The organism is Citrobacter sp. Cpo148, assembly GCF_030332375.1.
Lineage (GTDB): Bacteria > Pseudomonadota > Gammaproteobacteria > Enterobacterales > Enterobacteriaceae > Citrobacter > Citrobacter portucalensis.
On sequence record NZ_JAOWHY010000043.1, the window covers coordinates 263,141 to 278,720 of the forward strand.

At 51.9% G+C, this 15,580-nt stretch carries 17 protein-coding genes; 6 read left to right on the plus strand and 11 right to left on the minus strand.

The genetic code is table 11. The annotated features are described in order from the left end of the window. Nucleotides 1-45 precede the first annotated feature (45 nt). Nucleotides 46-486, plus strand: coding sequence for a transcriptional regulator SlyA (gene slyA, locus OGY10_RS11205; protein ID WP_008784672.1), 441 nt, complete (start codon nucleotides 46-48; stop codon nucleotides 484-486). A gap of 46 nt (nucleotides 487-532) precedes the next feature. Here the strand turns inward: slyA and slyB are convergent, their stop codons facing one another. After that, nucleotides 533-1,000: an outer membrane lipoprotein SlyB gene (gene slyB / locus OGY10_RS11210; RefSeq protein ID WP_003029175.1), complete on the minus strand. Its 468-nt coding sequence runs from the start codon at nucleotides 998-1,000 to the stop codon at nucleotides 533-535. Between the two features lie 274 nt (nucleotides 1,001-1,274). Here slyB and anmK point away from each other — a divergent pair, with 274 nt between their 5' ends. The 5 genes from anmK (at nucleotide 1,275) to pdxY (ending at nucleotide 5,855) form a co-directional block, all read left to right on the plus strand. After that, nucleotides 1,275-2,396, plus strand: coding sequence for an anhydro-N-acetylmuramic acid kinase (anmK, locus tag OGY10_RS11215; RefSeq protein WP_008784673.1), 1,122 nt, complete (start codon nucleotides 1,275-1,277; stop codon nucleotides 2,394-2,396). 87 nt (nucleotides 2,397-2,483) lie between these two features. Then, a complete protein-coding gene (gene mliC / locus OGY10_RS11220) occupies nucleotides 2,484-2,813 on the plus strand; it encodes a C-type lysozyme inhibitor (protein WP_122984223.1) in 330 nt (109 codons plus the stop codon). Nucleotides 2,814-2,872: 59 nt separating this feature from the next. Beyond that, the gene (pdxH, locus tag OGY10_RS11225; protein ID WP_003029169.1) at nucleotides 2,873-3,529 is read left to right on the plus strand and encodes a pyridoxamine 5'-phosphate oxidase; all 657 of its coding nucleotides are present in this window, start codon (nucleotides 2,873-2,875) and stop codon (nucleotides 3,527-3,529) included. Nucleotides 3,530-3,655: 126 nt separating this feature from the next. Beyond that, nucleotides 3,656-4,930, plus strand: coding sequence for a tyrosine--tRNA ligase (gene tyrS, locus OGY10_RS11230; RefSeq protein ID WP_020996426.1), 1,275 nt, complete (start codon nucleotides 3,656-3,658; stop codon nucleotides 4,928-4,930). A 64-nt stretch (nucleotides 4,931-4,994) separates the two neighbouring features. Then, nucleotides 4,995-5,855, plus strand: coding sequence for a pyridoxal kinase PdxY (gene pdxY / locus OGY10_RS11235; protein WP_008784675.1), 861 nt, complete (start codon nucleotides 4,995-4,997; stop codon nucleotides 5,853-5,855). Nucleotides 5,856-5,938: 83 nt separating this feature from the next. Here the strand turns inward: pdxY and gstA are convergent, their stop codons facing one another. From gstA to OGY10_RS11285, 10 genes are all read right to left on the minus strand, one after another. Next, nucleotides 5,939-6,544 carry a glutathione transferase GstA gene (gstA, locus tag OGY10_RS11240; RefSeq protein WP_003832787.1) on the minus strand — a complete coding sequence of 202 codons (606 nt, stop codon included), beginning with the start codon at nucleotides 6,542-6,544 and terminating at the stop codon, nucleotides 5,939-5,941. A gap of 104 nt (nucleotides 6,545-6,648) precedes the next feature. After that, nucleotides 6,649-8,154, minus strand: a complete 1,506-nt coding sequence (gene dtpA / locus OGY10_RS11245; RefSeq protein WP_020996425.1) for a dipeptide/tripeptide permease DtpA — start codon at nucleotides 8,152-8,154, stop codon at nucleotides 6,649-6,651. 613 nt (nucleotides 8,155-8,767) lie between these two features. Next, nucleotides 8,768-9,403, minus strand: coding sequence for an endonuclease III (gene nth, locus OGY10_RS11250; protein ID WP_003029161.1), 636 nt, complete (start codon nucleotides 9,401-9,403; stop codon nucleotides 8,768-8,770). Next, nucleotides 9,403-10,095, minus strand: a complete 693-nt coding sequence (locus OGY10_RS11255; protein ID WP_008784678.1) for an electron transport complex subunit E — start codon at nucleotides 10,093-10,095, stop codon at nucleotides 9,403-9,405. Before OGY10_RS11255 ends, nth begins: the two co-directional genes overlap by 1 nt. Before the next feature lie 2 nt (nucleotides 10,096-10,097). Then, a complete protein-coding gene (rsxG, locus tag OGY10_RS11260; protein WP_032943336.1) occupies nucleotides 10,098-10,718 on the minus strand; it encodes an electron transport complex subunit RsxG in 621 nt (206 codons plus the stop codon). 9 nt (nucleotides 10,719-10,727) lie between these two features. Then, nucleotides 10,728-11,780 carry an electron transport complex subunit RsxD gene (gene rsxD / locus OGY10_RS11265; protein ID WP_008784680.1) on the minus strand — a complete coding sequence of 351 codons (1,053 nt, stop codon included), beginning with the start codon at nucleotides 11,778-11,780 and terminating at the stop codon, nucleotides 10,728-10,730. Beyond that, nucleotides 11,781-13,898 carry an electron transport complex subunit RsxC gene (gene rsxC, locus OGY10_RS11270; protein WP_174770301.1) on the minus strand — a complete coding sequence of 706 codons (2,118 nt, stop codon included), beginning with the start codon at nucleotides 13,896-13,898 and terminating at the stop codon, nucleotides 11,781-11,783. It abuts the gene before it with no gap. Then, on the minus strand, nucleotides 13,891-14,469 hold the full coding sequence (gene rsxB / locus OGY10_RS11275; RefSeq protein ID WP_032943340.1) for an electron transport complex subunit RsxB: 579 nt from the start codon (nucleotides 14,467-14,469) through the stop codon (nucleotides 13,891-13,893). Before rsxB ends, rsxC begins: the two co-directional genes overlap by 8 nt. After that, the gene (gene rsxA, locus OGY10_RS11280) at nucleotides 14,469-15,050 is read right to left on the minus strand and encodes an electron transport complex subunit RsxA (protein ID WP_003029144.1); all 582 of its coding nucleotides are present in this window, start codon (nucleotides 15,048-15,050) and stop codon (nucleotides 14,469-14,471) included. Before rsxA ends, rsxB begins: the two co-directional genes overlap by 1 nt. A 75-nt stretch (nucleotides 15,051-15,125) precedes the next feature. Then, a complete protein-coding gene (locus OGY10_RS11285) occupies nucleotides 15,126-15,566 on the minus strand; it encodes a DUF2569 domain-containing protein (protein ID WP_020996422.1) in 441 nt (146 codons plus the stop codon). Nucleotides 15,567-15,580 lie beyond the last annotated feature (14 nt).

The following is a 15,580-nucleotide window of genomic DNA, read 5'->3' on the forward strand; positions in this document are numbered from 1 at the left end:
TATTCTAAAATCAGCACAATAACTTAGCAAGCTAATTATAAGGAGATGAAATTGGAATCGCCATTAGGTTCTGATCTGGCACGGTTGGTGCGCATTTGGCGTGCTCTGATTGACCATCGCCTGAAACCTCTGGAGTTGACGCAGACGCATTGGGTTACGCTGCACAACATTCATCAGTTGCCGCCGGATCAATCGCAGATTCAGTTGGCTAAAGCGATTGGCATCGAGCAGCCTTCGCTGGTACGTACGCTTGACCAGTTGGAAGAAAAGGGACTCATTTCACGACAGACTTGCGCCAGCGATCGTCGAGCTAAGAGAATTAAACTGACAGAGAAGGCTGAGCCGCTGATCGCTGATATGGAAGCGGTGATCAACAAAACACGTGGAGAAATTCTGGAAGGGATTTCAGCTGAGGAAATTGATCTGCTGATTAAGCTGGTTGCCAAACTCGAACACAATATTATTGAACTGCAGTCACAAGGTTGAAACGATAAGTTACGTGTGGCCAGAGCCTGACCACACGTGAATTCGATTAGCGTGGAGACACGGTAACCTGGCTGCCGTTGTTAGCCATAACAACGCGCTGGCCGGCTGAAAACTTGGTCGCACCCTGTTTCTGAACCACCATGATGGTATTACCATCATCCTTACGGATTTCCAGTTCCACACCCTGGGTTTTATTCATCGCACCTTGTACGCCTTGACCCGCTACGCCACCGGCAACTGCACCTGCAGCCGTCGCTAATGAACGACCCGTACCGCCACCGACGGTGTTACCAAGGAACCCGCCGAGTACCGCACCACCAATAGCACCAATCACGTTTGCGTCATCGCCACCCTGGATTTGCACCGGACGAACATGAACAATCGTACCGTAGGTAACGTTCTGAACTTGTTTCGCTTCGGATGCGGTATATACGTCGCCTGAAAGGCTGTCATTGTTAACGCAACCCGCTAAAGATACGCCCATTAATGAAACAATCAGCACACGTTTAATCATTTACAAATCTCCTTTGTCACCACGAAACGCTAATAAAGCACCCTTCATGGCTAAATTATATGGCATTTGTGAGCCTAAGGTCACATGTTCTACTGGAACAATATGAAAATCTTAACCGAAATCGGATCAACCGAGTATAAACGAATCATTCATGTAATTGATGTAATTAAACGATCATTGTAATGATTAGCCACCAAAAATCATTAAGGAAGCATGGCATTAGTCGACACTTTATGGTTGAGTGTCAAGGCTAATTTGCTTAAAAGGATGACCTATGAAATCGGGCCGTTTTATCGGTGTAATGTCTGGAACCAGCCTTGATGGCGTCGATGTTGTGCTGGCGACAATAGATGAAACGATGGTTGCGCAGCAGGCGAGTCTGACCTGGCCCATCCCCATTCATGTTAAACAAGCTATTCTGGATATCTGCCAGGGGCAGCAGCTTACACTTTCTCAGTTTGGTCAGTTAGATGCACAGCTCGGTTATCTATTTGCTGAGGCGGTGAATGCGCTGTTGGCGCAAGAAAAATTGAAACCGCAGGATATCGTTGCGATTGGTTGCCACGGGCAAACCGTTTGGCATGAACCGAACGGTGCTGCGCCGCACACGCTGCAAATTGGTGATAACAACCAGATTGTCGCGCGTACCGGGATAACCGTAGTCGGCGATTTTCGTCGACGTGATATCGCCCTTGGCGGGCAGGGTGCACCGCTCGTTCCCGCGTTTCATCAGGCACTGCTGGCACATCCAACGGAACGTCGAATGGTGTTAAACATCGGCGGGATTGCCAATCTGTCTCTGCTTATTCCGCAACAACCCGTTCGCGGATACGACACCGGGCCGGGCAATATGCTGATGGATGCATGGATCTGGCGGCAATGTGGCCAGCCCTACGACAAAGATGCGCAGTGGGCCATTTCAGGAACGGTGATCCTGCCGTTGCTGCAGAATATGCTTAACGACCCTTATTTTTCCGCACCTGCGCCGAAAAGCACCGGTCGTGAGTATTTTAATTACGGCTGGATAGAGCGTCATCTGGCGCAGTTTCCGGGAATTAGCCCACGAGATGTGCAGGCGACGCTTGCCGAACTGACGGCAGTAACCATTTCAGAGCAGGTCTTGTTAAGCGGCGGCTGTGATCGACTCATGGTATGTGGTGGTGGCAGTCGTAATCCACTGCTGATGATGCGTCTGGCGGCATTATTACCGGGTACAGAGGTTACCTCTACTGATGAAGCCGGGATCAGCGGTGATGATATGGAAGCGTTAGCCTTTGCCTGGCTGGCGTGGCGAACGCTGGCCGGATTACCGGGAAATTTACCGTCTGTGACTGGGGCGTCAGAGCCGAGTGTTTTAGGGGCAATTTATCCTGCCAATCCACGAACTCAGAGTTAACTGAAATTATTCAGCGCGGTGTGCCGGTAAACTAAGGATATTAGGGAGGGTGCCATTACCCTCCAGGACCAGGAAAGTCTTCAGGATATGGCTATGAAAAAACTGTTGTTAGTGTGTCTGCCCGTACTGCTTAGCGGTTGTAGTGTGTACAACCAATTTGTCGAGCGTATGCAAACGGATACGCTTGAATACCGCTGCGACGAAAAACCGCTGACCGTGAAGCTGAACAATACCCGCCAGACGGCAAGCTTTGTTTATGATAATCAGCTATTGAACCTCAAACAGGGCGTGTCGGCATCAGGTGCTCGTTATACCGATGGTATCTACGTATTTTGGTCTAAAGGCGAAGAGGCAACGGTCTATAAACGAGACAGAATTGTGCTAAATAACTGTCAGTTACAGAACCCGAAGCGTTGAGATTTTCACCTGGGCGGCGCACAATAGCGTCACCCACTGACAATCCGTAGCCCAACATCATGTCTGATAACGACGAATTGCAGCAAATCGCGCATCTGCGCCGTGAATACACGAAAGGCGGTCTTCGCCGCCGCGATCTTCCCGCCGAACCCCTTGCGCTGTTTGAGCGCTGGCTGGGGCAAGCCTGTGATGCCAAACTGGCCGATCCCACCGCAATGGTCGTTGCGACTGTTGATGAAAATGGCCAGCCGTATCAGCGCATCGTGTTACTCAAACATTATGATGACAAAGGGCTGGTGTTCTATACCAACCTTGGTAGCCGTAAGGCGCATCAGATCGAGAAAAATCCACGCATCAGCCTTTTATTTCCCTGGCATACGCTGGAACGGCAGGTGATGGTGATCGGCAAGGCAGAGCGTCTTTCCACACTCGAAGTGGTTAAATACTTCCACAGTCGCCCGCGCGACAGTCAGATTGGCGCCTGGGTCTCAAAACAATCCAGTCGAATCTCCGCGCGCGGTATTCTCGAAAGCAAATTCCTCGAACTGAAGCAGAAGTTTCAGCAAGGGGAAGTTCCTCTGCCCAGTTTCTGGGGCGGCTTTCGCGTGAGTATTGAACAAATGGAGTTCTGGCAGGGCGGTGAAAACCGTCTGCACGATCGTTTTTTATACCAACGCGAAGATAACGCGTGGAAAATTGATCGCCTGGCCCCCTAAAGATGCAAATTTCTTGTTTTAAGCGCTGGTGCTGAACAATCCGGCGCTTTATTCTATGTTTCTTTCGCATCAGGCGAAAAGTCGTGTACCGGCAAAGGTGCAGTCGTTTTATACATGGAGATTTTGATGGCAAGCAGTAACTTGATTAAACAATTGCAAGAGCGGGGGCTGGTGGCCCAGGTGACGGACGAGGAAGCGTTAGCAGAGCGACTGGCGCAAGGCCCGATCGCGCTCTATTGCGGCTTCGATCCTACCGCTGACAGCTTGCATTTGGGGCATCTGGTTCCATTGTTATGCCTGAAACGCTTCCAGCAGGCAGGCCATAAGCCTGTTGCACTGGTAGGTGGCGCAACCGGTCTGATTGGTGACCCGAGCTTTAAAGCCGCCGAGCGTAAACTGAATACCGAAGACACTGTGCAGGAGTGGGTGGATAAAATCCGCAAACAGGTTGCACCGTTCCTCGATTTCGACTGTGGCGACAACTCGGCGATTGCTGCGAACAACTACGACTGGTTTGGCGGTATGAACGTACTGACTTTCCTGCGTGATATCGGCAAACACTTCTCCGTTAACCAGATGATCAACAAAGAAGCGGTTAAGCAGCGTCTGAACCGTGACGATCAGGGGATCTCCTTTACCGAGTTTTCTTACAACCTGCTGCAGGGTTATGACTTTGCCTGCCTGAACAAACTGCACGGCGTGGCACTGCAGATTGGTGGTTCTGACCAGTGGGGTAACATTACTTCGGGTATCGATTTAACCCGTCGTTTGCACCAGAATCAGGTGTTTGGTCTGACCGTTCCGCTGATCACTAAAGCTGATGGCACCAAATTCGGTAAGACGGAAGGCGGCGCAGTGTGGCTGGATCCGAAGAAAACCAGTCCGTACAAATTCTACCAGTTCTGGATCAACACCGCCGATGCGGACGTTTATCGCTTCCTGAAATTCTTCACTTTCATGGACATTGAAGAAATCAATGCGCTGGAAGAAGAAGATAAAAACAGCGGTAAAGCGCCGCGTGCCCAGTATGTTCTGGCCGAACAGGTTACGCGTCTGGTTCACGGTGAAGAAGGTCTGGTCGCGGCAAAACGCATTACCGAAAGCTTGTTCAACGGCAATCTCAGCGATTTGAGTGAAGCAGATTTCGAACAGCTGGCGCAGGATGGCGTGCCGATGATCGAGATGGACAAAGGTGCCGATTTGATGCAGGCGCTGGTGGACTCCGAGCTGCAACCTTCTCGCGGTCAGGCACGTAAGACTATTGCGTCAAACGCGGTAACCATCAACGGTGAGAAGCAGTCCGATCCGGAATATTTCTTCCAGGATAGTGATATCCTGTTCGGGCGCTATACCTTACTGCGTCGTGGCAAGAAGAACTATTGTCTGATTTGCTGGAAGTAAGATTGAGTTAGCAGGGGCGTGGGAAACTACGCCCCTTTATTTTTTCAGGGTTGTGGTAAGTAAAATGAAGAATATCCTCGCCATCCAGTCCCACGTTGTTTTTGGTCATGCGGGCAACAGTGCAGCAGAATTTCCGATGCGTCGTCTTGGCGCAAATGTCTGGCCGCTGAATACCGTTCAGTTTTCAAACCACACGCAGTATGGCAAATGGACCGGTTGCGTTATGCCGCCGAGCCACCTGACTGAAATTGTTCAGGGCATTGCTGATATTGATAAACTCCAGACCTGTGACGCAGTACTGAGCGGCTATCTTGGTTCAGCAGAACAGGGCGAGCATATTCTGGGTATTGTTCGCAAGGTAAAAGCGGCAAACCCGCAGGCAAAATACTTTTGCGATCCGGTGATGGGACACCCTGAAAAGGGGTGTATTGTCGCACCCGGAGTGGCGGAATTTCATGTACGCCATGCGCTCCCGGCTAGTGACATTATTGCCCCGAATCTGGTTGAACTCGAAATTCTGTGCGAGCATGCGGTGAACAATGTCGACGAGGCCGTTGCAGCAGCGCGTGAACTGATCGCTCAGGGACCTGAAATTGTACTGGTGAAGCATCTGGCACGCGCAGGTATCAGCACCGACCGTTTCGAAATGCTGCTGGTCACCGCTGAACAGGCGTGGCATATCAGTCGTCCGTTAGTCGATTTTGGCGCACGTCAACCGGTTGGTGTGGGTGATGTGACGAGTGGCTTGTTGCTGGTGAAACTGCTGCAGGGCGCATCTTTACAACAGGCGCTTGAGCATGTGACTGCGGCGGTGTACGAAGTGATGATCACTACCAAAGAGATGCACGAGTATGAGCTGCAGGTCGTGGCCGCGCAGGACCGTATCGCCAAGCCTGAACACTACTTTAGCGCAACGCAGCTGTAATCGATGCCCGATGGCGCTCACGCTTATCGGGCATATTTTTAGCTGTAGGCCGGGTATGTGCAAGTGCCACCCGGCAACAACAATTAATTTAAGCCTTCTGCTTTCAGCGCAGCGGCAACCGCCGGGCGTTCAGCCATTCGCGCCATATAGGCGTCAATATTACTTAATCCTGCCATATTCAGCTTAACCGCATAGGCCCAACGCAGTACGGTAAACAGATAGGCATCGGCGATGCTGAAGCGCGGGCCGCAGATCCATTGGTTATCTTTCAGCGAGTCGTTCACATACTGCATTTTTTTCTCCAGCAGCGCACGAACGGTTGGCTTAAAGTCTTCCGGCGTATCGGGACGGAACAGTGGCGTAAAGCCTTTATGCAGTTCAGTCGCAATGTAGTTAAGCCATTCGATGGTTTTGTAACGGGAGAGGCTGCTGGTAGGGGCAAGGAGCTGGCGGTCTGGCACGCTGTCCGCCAGGTATTGCATGATGGCAACACCTTCGGTAAGTAGCGTACCGTCATCCAGCAGCAGTGCGGGAACTTGCCCTTTTGGGTTTACCGCGAAAAAATCATCGCCATTTTCCAGACGTTTCTTCATCAGATCAACACCATCCAGCGTGAAATCTTTACCGCTCTCACGAAGTGTGATGTGGGAAGCGAGAGAACAAGCGCCCGGTTTGTAGAACAGTTTCATCGGTAACTCCTTTTGGCTGAGGTATATCGTATGGTAGTGCTACCTCAGGCAAAAAAAAAGCCGCTAACAACAGTTAGCGGCCTGAAAATGAGTTTCCCTGAGAATTACGCTGTCGCGGCCTTAGAGGCTTTCTCATTGACGTCATCGTCCTGAGTCATACGGTTCAGTTTCGGAGCCGTCAGCAGCATCAGAACAGCGATAACAGCCGTCGCAACACCAATCTGCAGGAACACACGACCGTAGACTTCAAGGGACATCAGCGGGTCAGTCACGTTCTCTGGTACAGCCATCATGTTAGCGACGTAGCCACCGATGATGTTTGCACCGGCAGTGGTCAGGAACCAGCTACCCATGATGAAGCCCATCAGGCGCTGCGGAACCAACTGTGCCACCATTGCCAGACCCAGACCGGAGATCATCAGCTCACCGATACTTTGCAGACCGTAGCAGATAATCAACCAGTTAACGGAAACGATGCCCGCATCGGTAGCGAATTTCGCGCCCAGCGGCAGGATCAGGAATGCACCGGAACACAGCACCATACCAATCGCAAACTTGGTCGGCATCGGCAGGGTATCGCCCATTTTGTTATAGATAGCGGCGAGGATTGGGCTACCAATGATGATCCAGAACGGGTTCAGTGCCTGGTACTGTTCAGGTTCGAAAGCAATGCCAAGAATAGAGTGCTCAACGTTACGAATCGCAAAGAAGTTCAGTGAGGTCGGCATCTGGCTGTACAGCACGAAGAATATAATCGCTTCCAGCATCAGGATGAAGGCGACGATCATTTTGCGACGCGCAGCACCGTGCATGGTGAAGGCTTCTTTACCGAAGATGAACACGATACCCAGCGCAATGACGCCCAGAACCATACGAGCGATCTGCTGGTTGTGCAGCAACCAGGTTGCAATCGCGATCAGTACCACAACGCCAGCAATGGTCAGCAGCAGGTTACGGAAGTTGATCGGTTCAAAGTCAGGTTTAGAACCGTACTGTTTAACCCAGCGCTGACAGAATGCGAAGTTAACAACGGTAATCAGCATACCCACGACGCTCAGAGCGAACGCGGTGCTCCAGCCGTAGCGCGCAGCCAACCACGGTGTTGCCAGCATAGAGAAGAATGAACCGATGTTGACGGACATGTAGTACATGGTAAATGCACCATCAAGACGCGGGTCATCTTTGGCATAGCAGGTAGAGAGCAGGGAGGATGGGTTTGCTTTAAACAGGCCGTTACCGACCGCGATGGCCGCCATGCCCATATAAACGATACCCGCATCGTGACCGGACCATGCTACCAACGCATAACCGATGGCCAGCACAACGGCGCCCAGCATAATGACACGTTTTGTTCCCAGAACTTTATCACCTAACCAGCCGCCAATGGCAACCAGACCGTACACCAGGGCGCTAAAGGACGAGAAAAGGGTGATGGAATCCGCTTCTGACATACCCAGCTGTTTAACCAGGTAGACGGCCATAATCCCTTGCAGGCCGTAATAACCAAAACGTTCCCACAGCTCAATAGAGAAAATGAGATAGAACGCTTTTGGTTGTTTGAAGGCGTTTAAACTTACGCTTTCTGTTGGTTTATTGTTTGCAGTAGACACTTTTACCTCTTTTTTTACATCCCATATCAACGGGGGTGTTCAGGTACGTGATGAGTCAAGTTCATCCGTCCGATTGTTATAGTGGGAGGGGAAACGGCAAGTAATGTTCACTATCTTGACCATTCAGACAAGTGGTTTGTAATAATCTGTTACATATATCATGACTGGTGAAATCGTCGGGGCTGTGAAATGTTATCTAGCGTTAAATTTCTTCATTTCTAAAATGGCAGATTTTTACACTGTTTAATCACCGCCATAACCGCAATGTGGCGATATGTTCTGCTATTTAAGGTTGAATCCAGTGATATAGGCCATTATCTGAAAAATAGGCAGTGTAATGTTTTGTTTAGAAACTGTGCAGTTAGGTCATCTAATTGTCACCTTAACTAAAAAATAAAAATTTATTAACATTGTGTTAGCTGGATGATCTGGATCACGTATAGATAGAAATTTCTTTTGCTAAAAAAACGATTAACCTGCTGAGGTGTTAATTAACAAGAATATTGCATTAGATATGAGCAATTGAATGGCATCATTGTCGGGAAAATAAACGCTAGGGAGTGCATAACTAATCGTTATGTATGTAAGGGGCTAGGAGGATGCCCCGGCAGCATTAGATATCGACTTTCTCTTTGAATTCGCAGAGATCTTCAATAATACAGGAACCGCAGCGCGGCTTTCTGGCGATGCAGGTGTAGCGACCATGAAGAATTAACCAGTGATGGCAATCGACTTTAAATTCACTGGGTACGACTTTCAGCAGCTTCTCTTCAACCTGCTCGACGTTTTTACCCGGGGCGAATTGCGTGCGATTACAGACGCGAAAAATGTGGGTATCTACAGCGATAGTGGGCCAGCCAAAGGCGGTATTTAACACCACATTAGCCGTCTTTCGCCCAACGCCGGGTAGAGCTTCTAACGCCGCACGGTCTTCTGGCACTTCACCATTATGTTGTTCCAGCAGAATGCGGCAGGTTTTAATTACGTTTTCTGCTTTGCTGTTAAACAAACCGATTGTCTTGATGTAGGACTTAACACCTTCAACACCGAGCTCCAGCATCGCAGCCGGCGTATTGGCGACGGGGTATAGCTTAGCTGTCGCTTTATTGACGCTGACATCGGTCGCTTGTGCGGAGAGCAAGACCGAAATCAACAGTTCAAACGGCGATGTAAAATTGAGCTCGGTTGTCGGATGCGGGTTGTTATCCCGCAGACGCGTCAGTATTTCCAGACGTTTTGCTTTGTTCATTACGCATTCCCTGTTTCACCCGCGGGACTGTCCACGACAGCCGCCTCGGCACGACGTTTCTTCATTTTCTCATCAATCAGATACTTCACTGCCAGCATCAGACCCAGGCCAATAAACGCGCCCGGTGGCAGCATGGCCAGCAGAAACGGCGTATCAGTATGGAAGATCTCAACGCGCAAGACTTTGGCCCAGCTACCCAATAAACCGTCTGCACCATCAAACAGTGTACCGTTACCAATTATTTCACGCAGCGAGCCCAGAACAAACATGGCACCTGTTGCGCCCATGCCGATGGAGAAACCATCAAGTGCGGATAACGCAGGGCCCTTTTTGGCGGCGAAGGCTTCTGCACGACCAACAACAATGCAGTTGGTTACAATCAGCGGGATGAAGATGCCCAGAGACTGATACAGGCCGAAGGCGTAGGCATTGATCAACATCTGTACCGCACTCACCACGGAGGCGATAATCATGACATAAATCGGAATACGAATTTCTGGCGGTGTCCAGCGGCGAAGGGCTGAAATCGTCAGGTTGGTCAGCGTCAGGACGAGCGTAGTCGCAAGTCCAAGACCCAGCGCGTTAGTGGCGGTAGAAGTGACGGCCAACAGCGGACACATCCCGAGTAGTTGCACAAGCGCGGAGTTATTTTTCCATAACCCCTGGACAATCACGTCTTTAATTTCGCTCATGGTTATTCTCCACAGGCGCTAAGTTGAGGGAGTTGCGCAGGCAGCGTCTGCGCATACAGGCCGGCACGTTTAACCGCGTTAACCACCGCACGTGGTGTAATGGTTGCGCCAGTAAACTGGTCAAAGTCGCCGCCATCTTTTTTCACTGCCCAGTGAGAGGTGTTATCCGCAGAAATTGTTTTACCGCTAAAATGGGTGATCCAGTCGGACAGTCGCAGTTCGATTTTATCGCCCAGCCCAGGTGTTTCATGGTGTTCGGTAACCCGCGTACCCAACACGGTACCCGTGAAATCGACACCCACCAGCAGTTGAATCGCCCCGGAATAACCATCTGGCGCCGTAGCTTCAAGAATCGCAGCAACAGGACGATCGTCCTGGCGGGCAATATATACACGGTGCGTACCTTTGCCTAACGCTGGCGCATTGACCAGATAACAACTTTCAGACAAGTTATTATTGTAGCGATCGCCAGGCAGAACCTGATCGAACAGCGTTTTTTGCTGTATCGCGGCCTGTTCATCAATGGTTGACTTGGTTAATTGATTGATTGCTGCGGTTAACCCCGTTGAGCCCGCAGCAAACAGCGCCAGTGTAATACCGTGTTTACGAATCGTTTTCAGCATATCTAGTCCTTAGCGATGTCCGTACACGCGAGGGCGGGTGTAATAATCAATCAGGGGAACCGTGATATTTGCCAGCAACACGGCAAAAGCCACGCCATCAGGATAACCACCAAAACTACGTATCAACCACACTAACAGGCCCGCAAGTGCGCCAAAAATAAGACGACCACGGTTGGTTGTTGATGCCGTAACGGGATCGGTAAGAATAAAGAACGCACCTAACATCGTCGCGCCGGAAAGCAAGTGCAACTGAGGCGATGCCAGTGAGTCTGGCGAAAAAATCCAACCTAAAGTGGCGCAAACAGCGAGCGACAGCAGGAAGCTAACCGGGATATGCCAGCGAATCGCTTTTTGCCATAACAGCACAATACCACCAACAAGCCACGCAAGGTTCACCCACTGCCAGCCAGCGCCTGCCAGCATGCCGCTGTAGATCGGGTATTGCATCACCTGCTCAACGGTACGTCCGGCATGCAAGGATGTCTTAAAGGTATCAAGAGGTGTTGCCTGACTGATACCATCGATACCCATACGCAGCGAATTCATATCCCCTCCGCTGGCGGTATGCCCGTTAAAGATAACGTTCAGGGCGTCAAAGAAACCAGGCACCGTGGCCGCAATTTCATGCGGCGGCAGCCAACTGGTCATCTGTACCGGAAATGAGATGAGCAGCACGACATAGCCAATCATGGCAGGGTTAAACGGGTTCTGCCCGAGCCCGCCATACAGCTGTTTCGCAATGATAACCGCAAATACGGTGCCTAATACCACCATCCACCAGGGGGCGAGGGGCGGAATACTGACGGCCAAAAGCAACCCGGTAAGTAACGCCGAGTTGTCTTTTAAAATTGCCACAATGGGTTGTTTACGCAGTTTAAGCACACCCGCTTCGGCAGCAATAGCGCTGATGGCAGCGAGAACGATCTGGAACAACGTGCCCCAGCCGAAGAACCACAGCTGAGCGGCGATCCCCGGCAATGCAGCAAGTAACACCAGCATCATGATACGCGATGTCTGGCGCTGGTTATGGGTATAAGGGGAGCTTGCTATTCTGAATACCATTTATTCCTCGTTTACAACCTGCTGCTGTGCGGCTTTCTTTGCCTGAGCGCGTGCGATGGCAGCCGCGACGGCGGCTTTACGTGGATCAACCGGCTCGGCTGTTTCTGTTACCGCTTCTTGTTCAAGCTTGCGGGCTTTGGCGCGGGCGATTGCCGCTTCCACGGCAGCTTTACGCGGATCAACCGGTTCGGTTGTTTCTGTTACCGCCTGCTGCTCGAGCTTGCGAGCTTTGGCGCGGGCGATTGCCGCTTCCACGGCAGCTTTACGCGGATCAACCGGTTCGGCCGTTTCCGTTACCGCTTCTTGCTCAAGTTTGCGGGCCTTGGCGCGAGCGATTGCTGCTTCGACGGCGGCTTTACGCGGGTCAACCGGCTCGGCCGTTTCTGTTACCGTTTCTTGCTCAAGCTTGCGGGCTTTGGCGCGGGCAATTGCCGCTTCCACGGCAGCTTTACGCGGGTCTGTACCCGTGCTGCTGCCTTCACTTTGCGGCGGATTTTCCTTACGGGAAGCACGAGCTTGCGCCTTACGCGCCTCGCGTGCGGCAATCACGGCGCTATTGTCAGGTTTTTCACCTGCCTGAATGACCACCGGTTGCAGCGCCTGAGCCTGCTTTTCTTTTACGCGAGCCAGCGCGGCGGCAATGGCATCATGATCTTTGGCCGCCGGCTGAGCAGCGGCGCTCTTATGGCGTTCAAGACGTGCCGCTTTTTCACGTTCAAGGCGCGCCTGTCGGGCTTCAAACCGAGCTTTTGCTTCTGCGGCGCGCTTTTCTTCCTGACTAATGGCGTAAATCTCGGCTTTTTCCTGACGGAAATACTGTACCAGTGGAATATTGCTTGGGCATACCCAGGCGCAGGCACCGCATTCAATACAGTCGGCGATATTGTGGGCCGTCGCTTTGTCGTGCTGTTGCCCTTTACTGAACCAGTAAAGCTGTTGTGGCAGGAGATCGGCCGGACAGGCATCGGCGCATGCGCTACAGCGAATGCAGCCTTTCTCTTCTGGCGTTTCACCCATTTCACTGGCAGAGGGGGCCAGAAGACAGTTGGTTATCTTCACCACTGGGACATCCAGCCACGGCAGCGTAAAGCCCATCAGCGGCCCGCCCATAATCACCATCTGGTCGGCGGAAGGGCAGAAGCCCGCGTCGTTGAGCAGATGACGAACCGGCGTACCTAAACGCGCCCAGACGTTGCCCGGACGACTGACTGCTTCACCGGTTAGGGTCACGACACGTTCGGTGATCGGCTCTCCGTCGATTACTGCACGTTTAATTGCATAGGCGGTTCCGACGTTTTGCATCAATACGCCGATATCAGAGGAGCGTCCGCCGTGGGGAACCTGCTTGCCGGTCAGGATTTGTGTTAACTGCTTGGCCCCGCCGGACGGGTACTTGGTGGGGATCACGCGTAGGCTAATGTCGTGTGAATCAGCCAGCACCGCGCGCAGCATAGATATTGCCTGCGGTTTGTTATCTTCGATACCCAGGAGGATCTCGCGTGGCTGAAGAATGTGCGCGAGGATGCGGATACCTTCGACGACCTGAGCGGCACAGTCCTGCATCAGGCGGTCATCTGCCGTAATGTACGGCTCGCATTCGGCGGCGTTAATGATCAGCGTTTCAATTTTATCTCCGCCGCCCTGCAGTTTAACGCCGGTGGGAAAACCTGCGCCACCCAGCCCGGCGACGCCGTACTGATGAATACGCGCAATCAGCTCTTCCCGGCTGTGGGAGCGATAATCGGTCCAGCCGTCTCGCTCAATCCAGCGATCTTCGCCATCGGCGTCTATGATGACGCTTAACTCAGCCAGTGCCGAAGGATGCGCGGTGGAGTGCGGGGCAATGGCAACAACGGTGCCTGATGTTGGCGCATGGACTGGAAGCATTCTGCCACGTCCGCGGGTTAAGGGCTGACCACGCAGCACGGTGTCACCCACGTTTACGCACAGTTCACCCTCCGCACCAATATGTTGTTTCAGCGGAATAACGAAACGCGGTGCCAGCGGAACCTGTCGCAACGGTGTTCCGTTTGATTGGGTTTTCATTTCTGGTGGATGAATGCCGCCATCAAAGTCCCAGATTTTATTTTTTCTGAATGCAGAGAATAACTTAAACATGTTGTTCCACGGGAATGATGCGCACAGGGATGGTGTTTAAATCCCATTTCCAGCTATCGGGTGTCTCGGCTACCGGGCGTAATTCAATACATTGCGTCGGGCACGGGTCAACGCACAGGTTGCACCCGGTGCAGAGATCGCTCATTACCGTGTGCATGGCGCGGGTCGCGCCCACGATGGCATCGACCGGGCAGGCCTGAATACACTTAGTGCACCCAATACAGTTATTTTCATCAATGACCGCCAGCATTCGCACCGGCGTAACGTCTTGTTCATCGCCATCAATAGGCTGCGGATCGACATTCAGTAGGGCGGCAATTTTTAACATCACCGCTTCGCCGCCGGGGGCGCAACGGTTAATTTTTTCACCCTGAGACCCGATCGCTTCAGCATAAGGATGACAGCCCGGATAGCCGCACTGGCCACACTGGCTTTGCGGGAGAATTTCATCAATTTTCTCCACGACCGGATCATCTTCAACGGCAAAACGTCGTGAGGCGTACCCCAAAATAGCGCCGAACGCCAGACCCAGTAGACTCACTGCGGCAACGGCAATCCAGATAGCATTCATTACAACTTCACCAAACCACTAAAGCCCATAAAGGCCAATGACATTAAACCAGCGGTAATCAGCGCAATCGCATTGCCGCGAAACGGCGCTGGGACGTCCGCCACGGCGAGGCGTTCGCGGATCGCGGCGAACAGTACCATCACCAGCGAGAAGCCGACGGCGGCGGAAAAACCGTATAGCGCCGACTGTAAAAAGTTATGGCCGAGGTTGATGTTCAGTAGCGCCACACCTAACACTGCGCAGTTAGTGGTGATCAGCGGTAGGAAGATCCCCAGCAGGCGGTACAGCGCAGGGCTGGTTTTGCGCACAACCATTTCGGTAAACTGCACGACGACGGCGATAACCAGAATAAAAGCCAGCGTGCGCAGATAGATGAGATTGAGCGGAATTAGGATCCAGGTATCAATCAGCCAAGCGCAGATGGATGCCAGTGTCATGACAAACGTCGTGGCAAGGCCCATACCCATTGCGGTTTCCAGTTTTTTGGAAACGCCCATAAACGGGCAAAGGCCCAGAAACTTCACCAGTACAAAGTTATTGACCAGTACAGTTCCGACAAACAGCAGCAGGTAATCAGTCATTTTTCGGCCTGAAATAAAAAGCCGCCTATTATCTGACAATCTTCAACAGGCGACAACAGGTTAACTGTAGGGTTATTACGGGTTCACAAACGTCGATTTAACGCGCTGCGATCGTTTGAAGTAGGGCACCAACAGTGCTGCAGCCAGTAATGGGAACAGCAGTTGGCGCACGGCAAAAGCGTCTGGGACGGGTGAAAACGCAAACGCTTTAATCGCCAGCAACACGGAGATCAGCAGCCACAGAATGTAATGCTTAGGTACACAGGCTCTGCGTTTGAAAAACGCAATCGTCAGCCACAGTGTGTAATACCACATGGCGATCGCGGTAATAAAGGAGACGCCCCATAACAGCAAATTTGCCGTACTTTGCTCACCCAGCGTTTTGAAGGTTTGCGGTGTAGCCAGCGCAGTGACATAAAGTAATAACGCCAGCGAAGCGCTCAACAACGCGACTAACAGCCAGGCCAGTGGCCCAAGTAGCCAGCCTCCGATACGTTGTGCCGGTGTCGTAGTCATCTCTTCTCCAGGTT

What these genes read in the sequence shown, in the direction of transcription:
- rsxB (WP_032943340.1), bottom strand. Translation starts at nt 14,469, where the DNA reads ATGAATGCTATCTGGATTGCCGTTGCCGCAGTGAGTCTACTGGGTCTG.
- pdxY (WP_008784675.1), top strand. Translation starts at nt 4,995, where the DNA reads ATGAAGAATATCCTCGCCATCCAGTCCCACGTTGTTTTTGGTCATGCG.
- nth (WP_003029161.1), bottom strand. Translation starts at nt 9,403, where the DNA reads ATGAACAAAGCAAAACGTCTGGAAATACTGACGCGTCTGCGGGATAAC.
- anmK (WP_008784673.1), top strand. Translation starts at nt 1,275, where the DNA reads ATGAAATCGGGCCGTTTTATCGGTGTAATGTCTGGAACCAGCCTTGAT.
- pdxH (WP_003029169.1), top strand. Translation starts at nt 2,873, where the DNA reads ATGTCTGATAACGACGAATTGCAGCAAATCGCGCATCTGCGCCGTGAA.
- rsxA (WP_003029144.1), bottom strand. Translation starts at nt 15,050, where the DNA reads ATGACTGATTACCTGCTGCTGTTTGTCGGAACTGTACTGGTCAATAAC.
- tyrS (WP_020996426.1), top strand. Translation starts at nt 3,656, where the DNA reads ATGGCAAGCAGTAACTTGATTAAACAATTGCAAGAGCGGGGGCTGGTG.
- rsxD (WP_008784680.1), bottom strand. Translation starts at nt 11,780, where the DNA reads ATGGTATTCAGAATAGCAAGCTCCCCTTATACCCATAACCAGCGCCAG.
- OGY10_RS11285 (WP_020996422.1), bottom strand. Translation starts at nt 15,566, where the DNA reads ATGACTACGACACCGGCACAACGTATCGGAGGCTGGCTACTTGGGCCA.
- rsxC (WP_174770301.1), bottom strand. Translation starts at nt 13,898, where the DNA reads ATGTTTAAGTTATTCTCTGCATTCAGAAAAAATAAAATCTGGGACTTT.
- OGY10_RS11255 (WP_008784678.1), bottom strand. Translation starts at nt 10,095, where the DNA reads ATGAGCGAAATTAAAGACGTGATTGTCCAGGGGTTATGGAAAAATAAC.
- mliC (WP_122984223.1), top strand. Translation starts at nt 2,484, where the DNA reads ATGGCTATGAAAAAACTGTTGTTAGTGTGTCTGCCCGTACTGCTTAGC.
- gstA (WP_003832787.1), bottom strand. Translation starts at nt 6,544, where the DNA reads ATGAAACTGTTCTACAAACCGGGCGCTTGTTCTCTCGCTTCCCACATC.
- slyB (WP_003029175.1), bottom strand. Translation starts at nt 1,000, where the DNA reads ATGATTAAACGTGTGCTGATTGTTTCATTAATGGGCGTATCTTTAGCG.
- rsxG (WP_032943336.1), bottom strand. Translation starts at nt 10,718, where the DNA reads ATGCTGAAAACGATTCGTAAACACGGTATTACACTGGCGCTGTTTGCT.
- slyA (WP_008784672.1), top strand. Translation starts at nt 46, where the DNA reads ATGAAATTGGAATCGCCATTAGGTTCTGATCTGGCACGGTTGGTGCGC.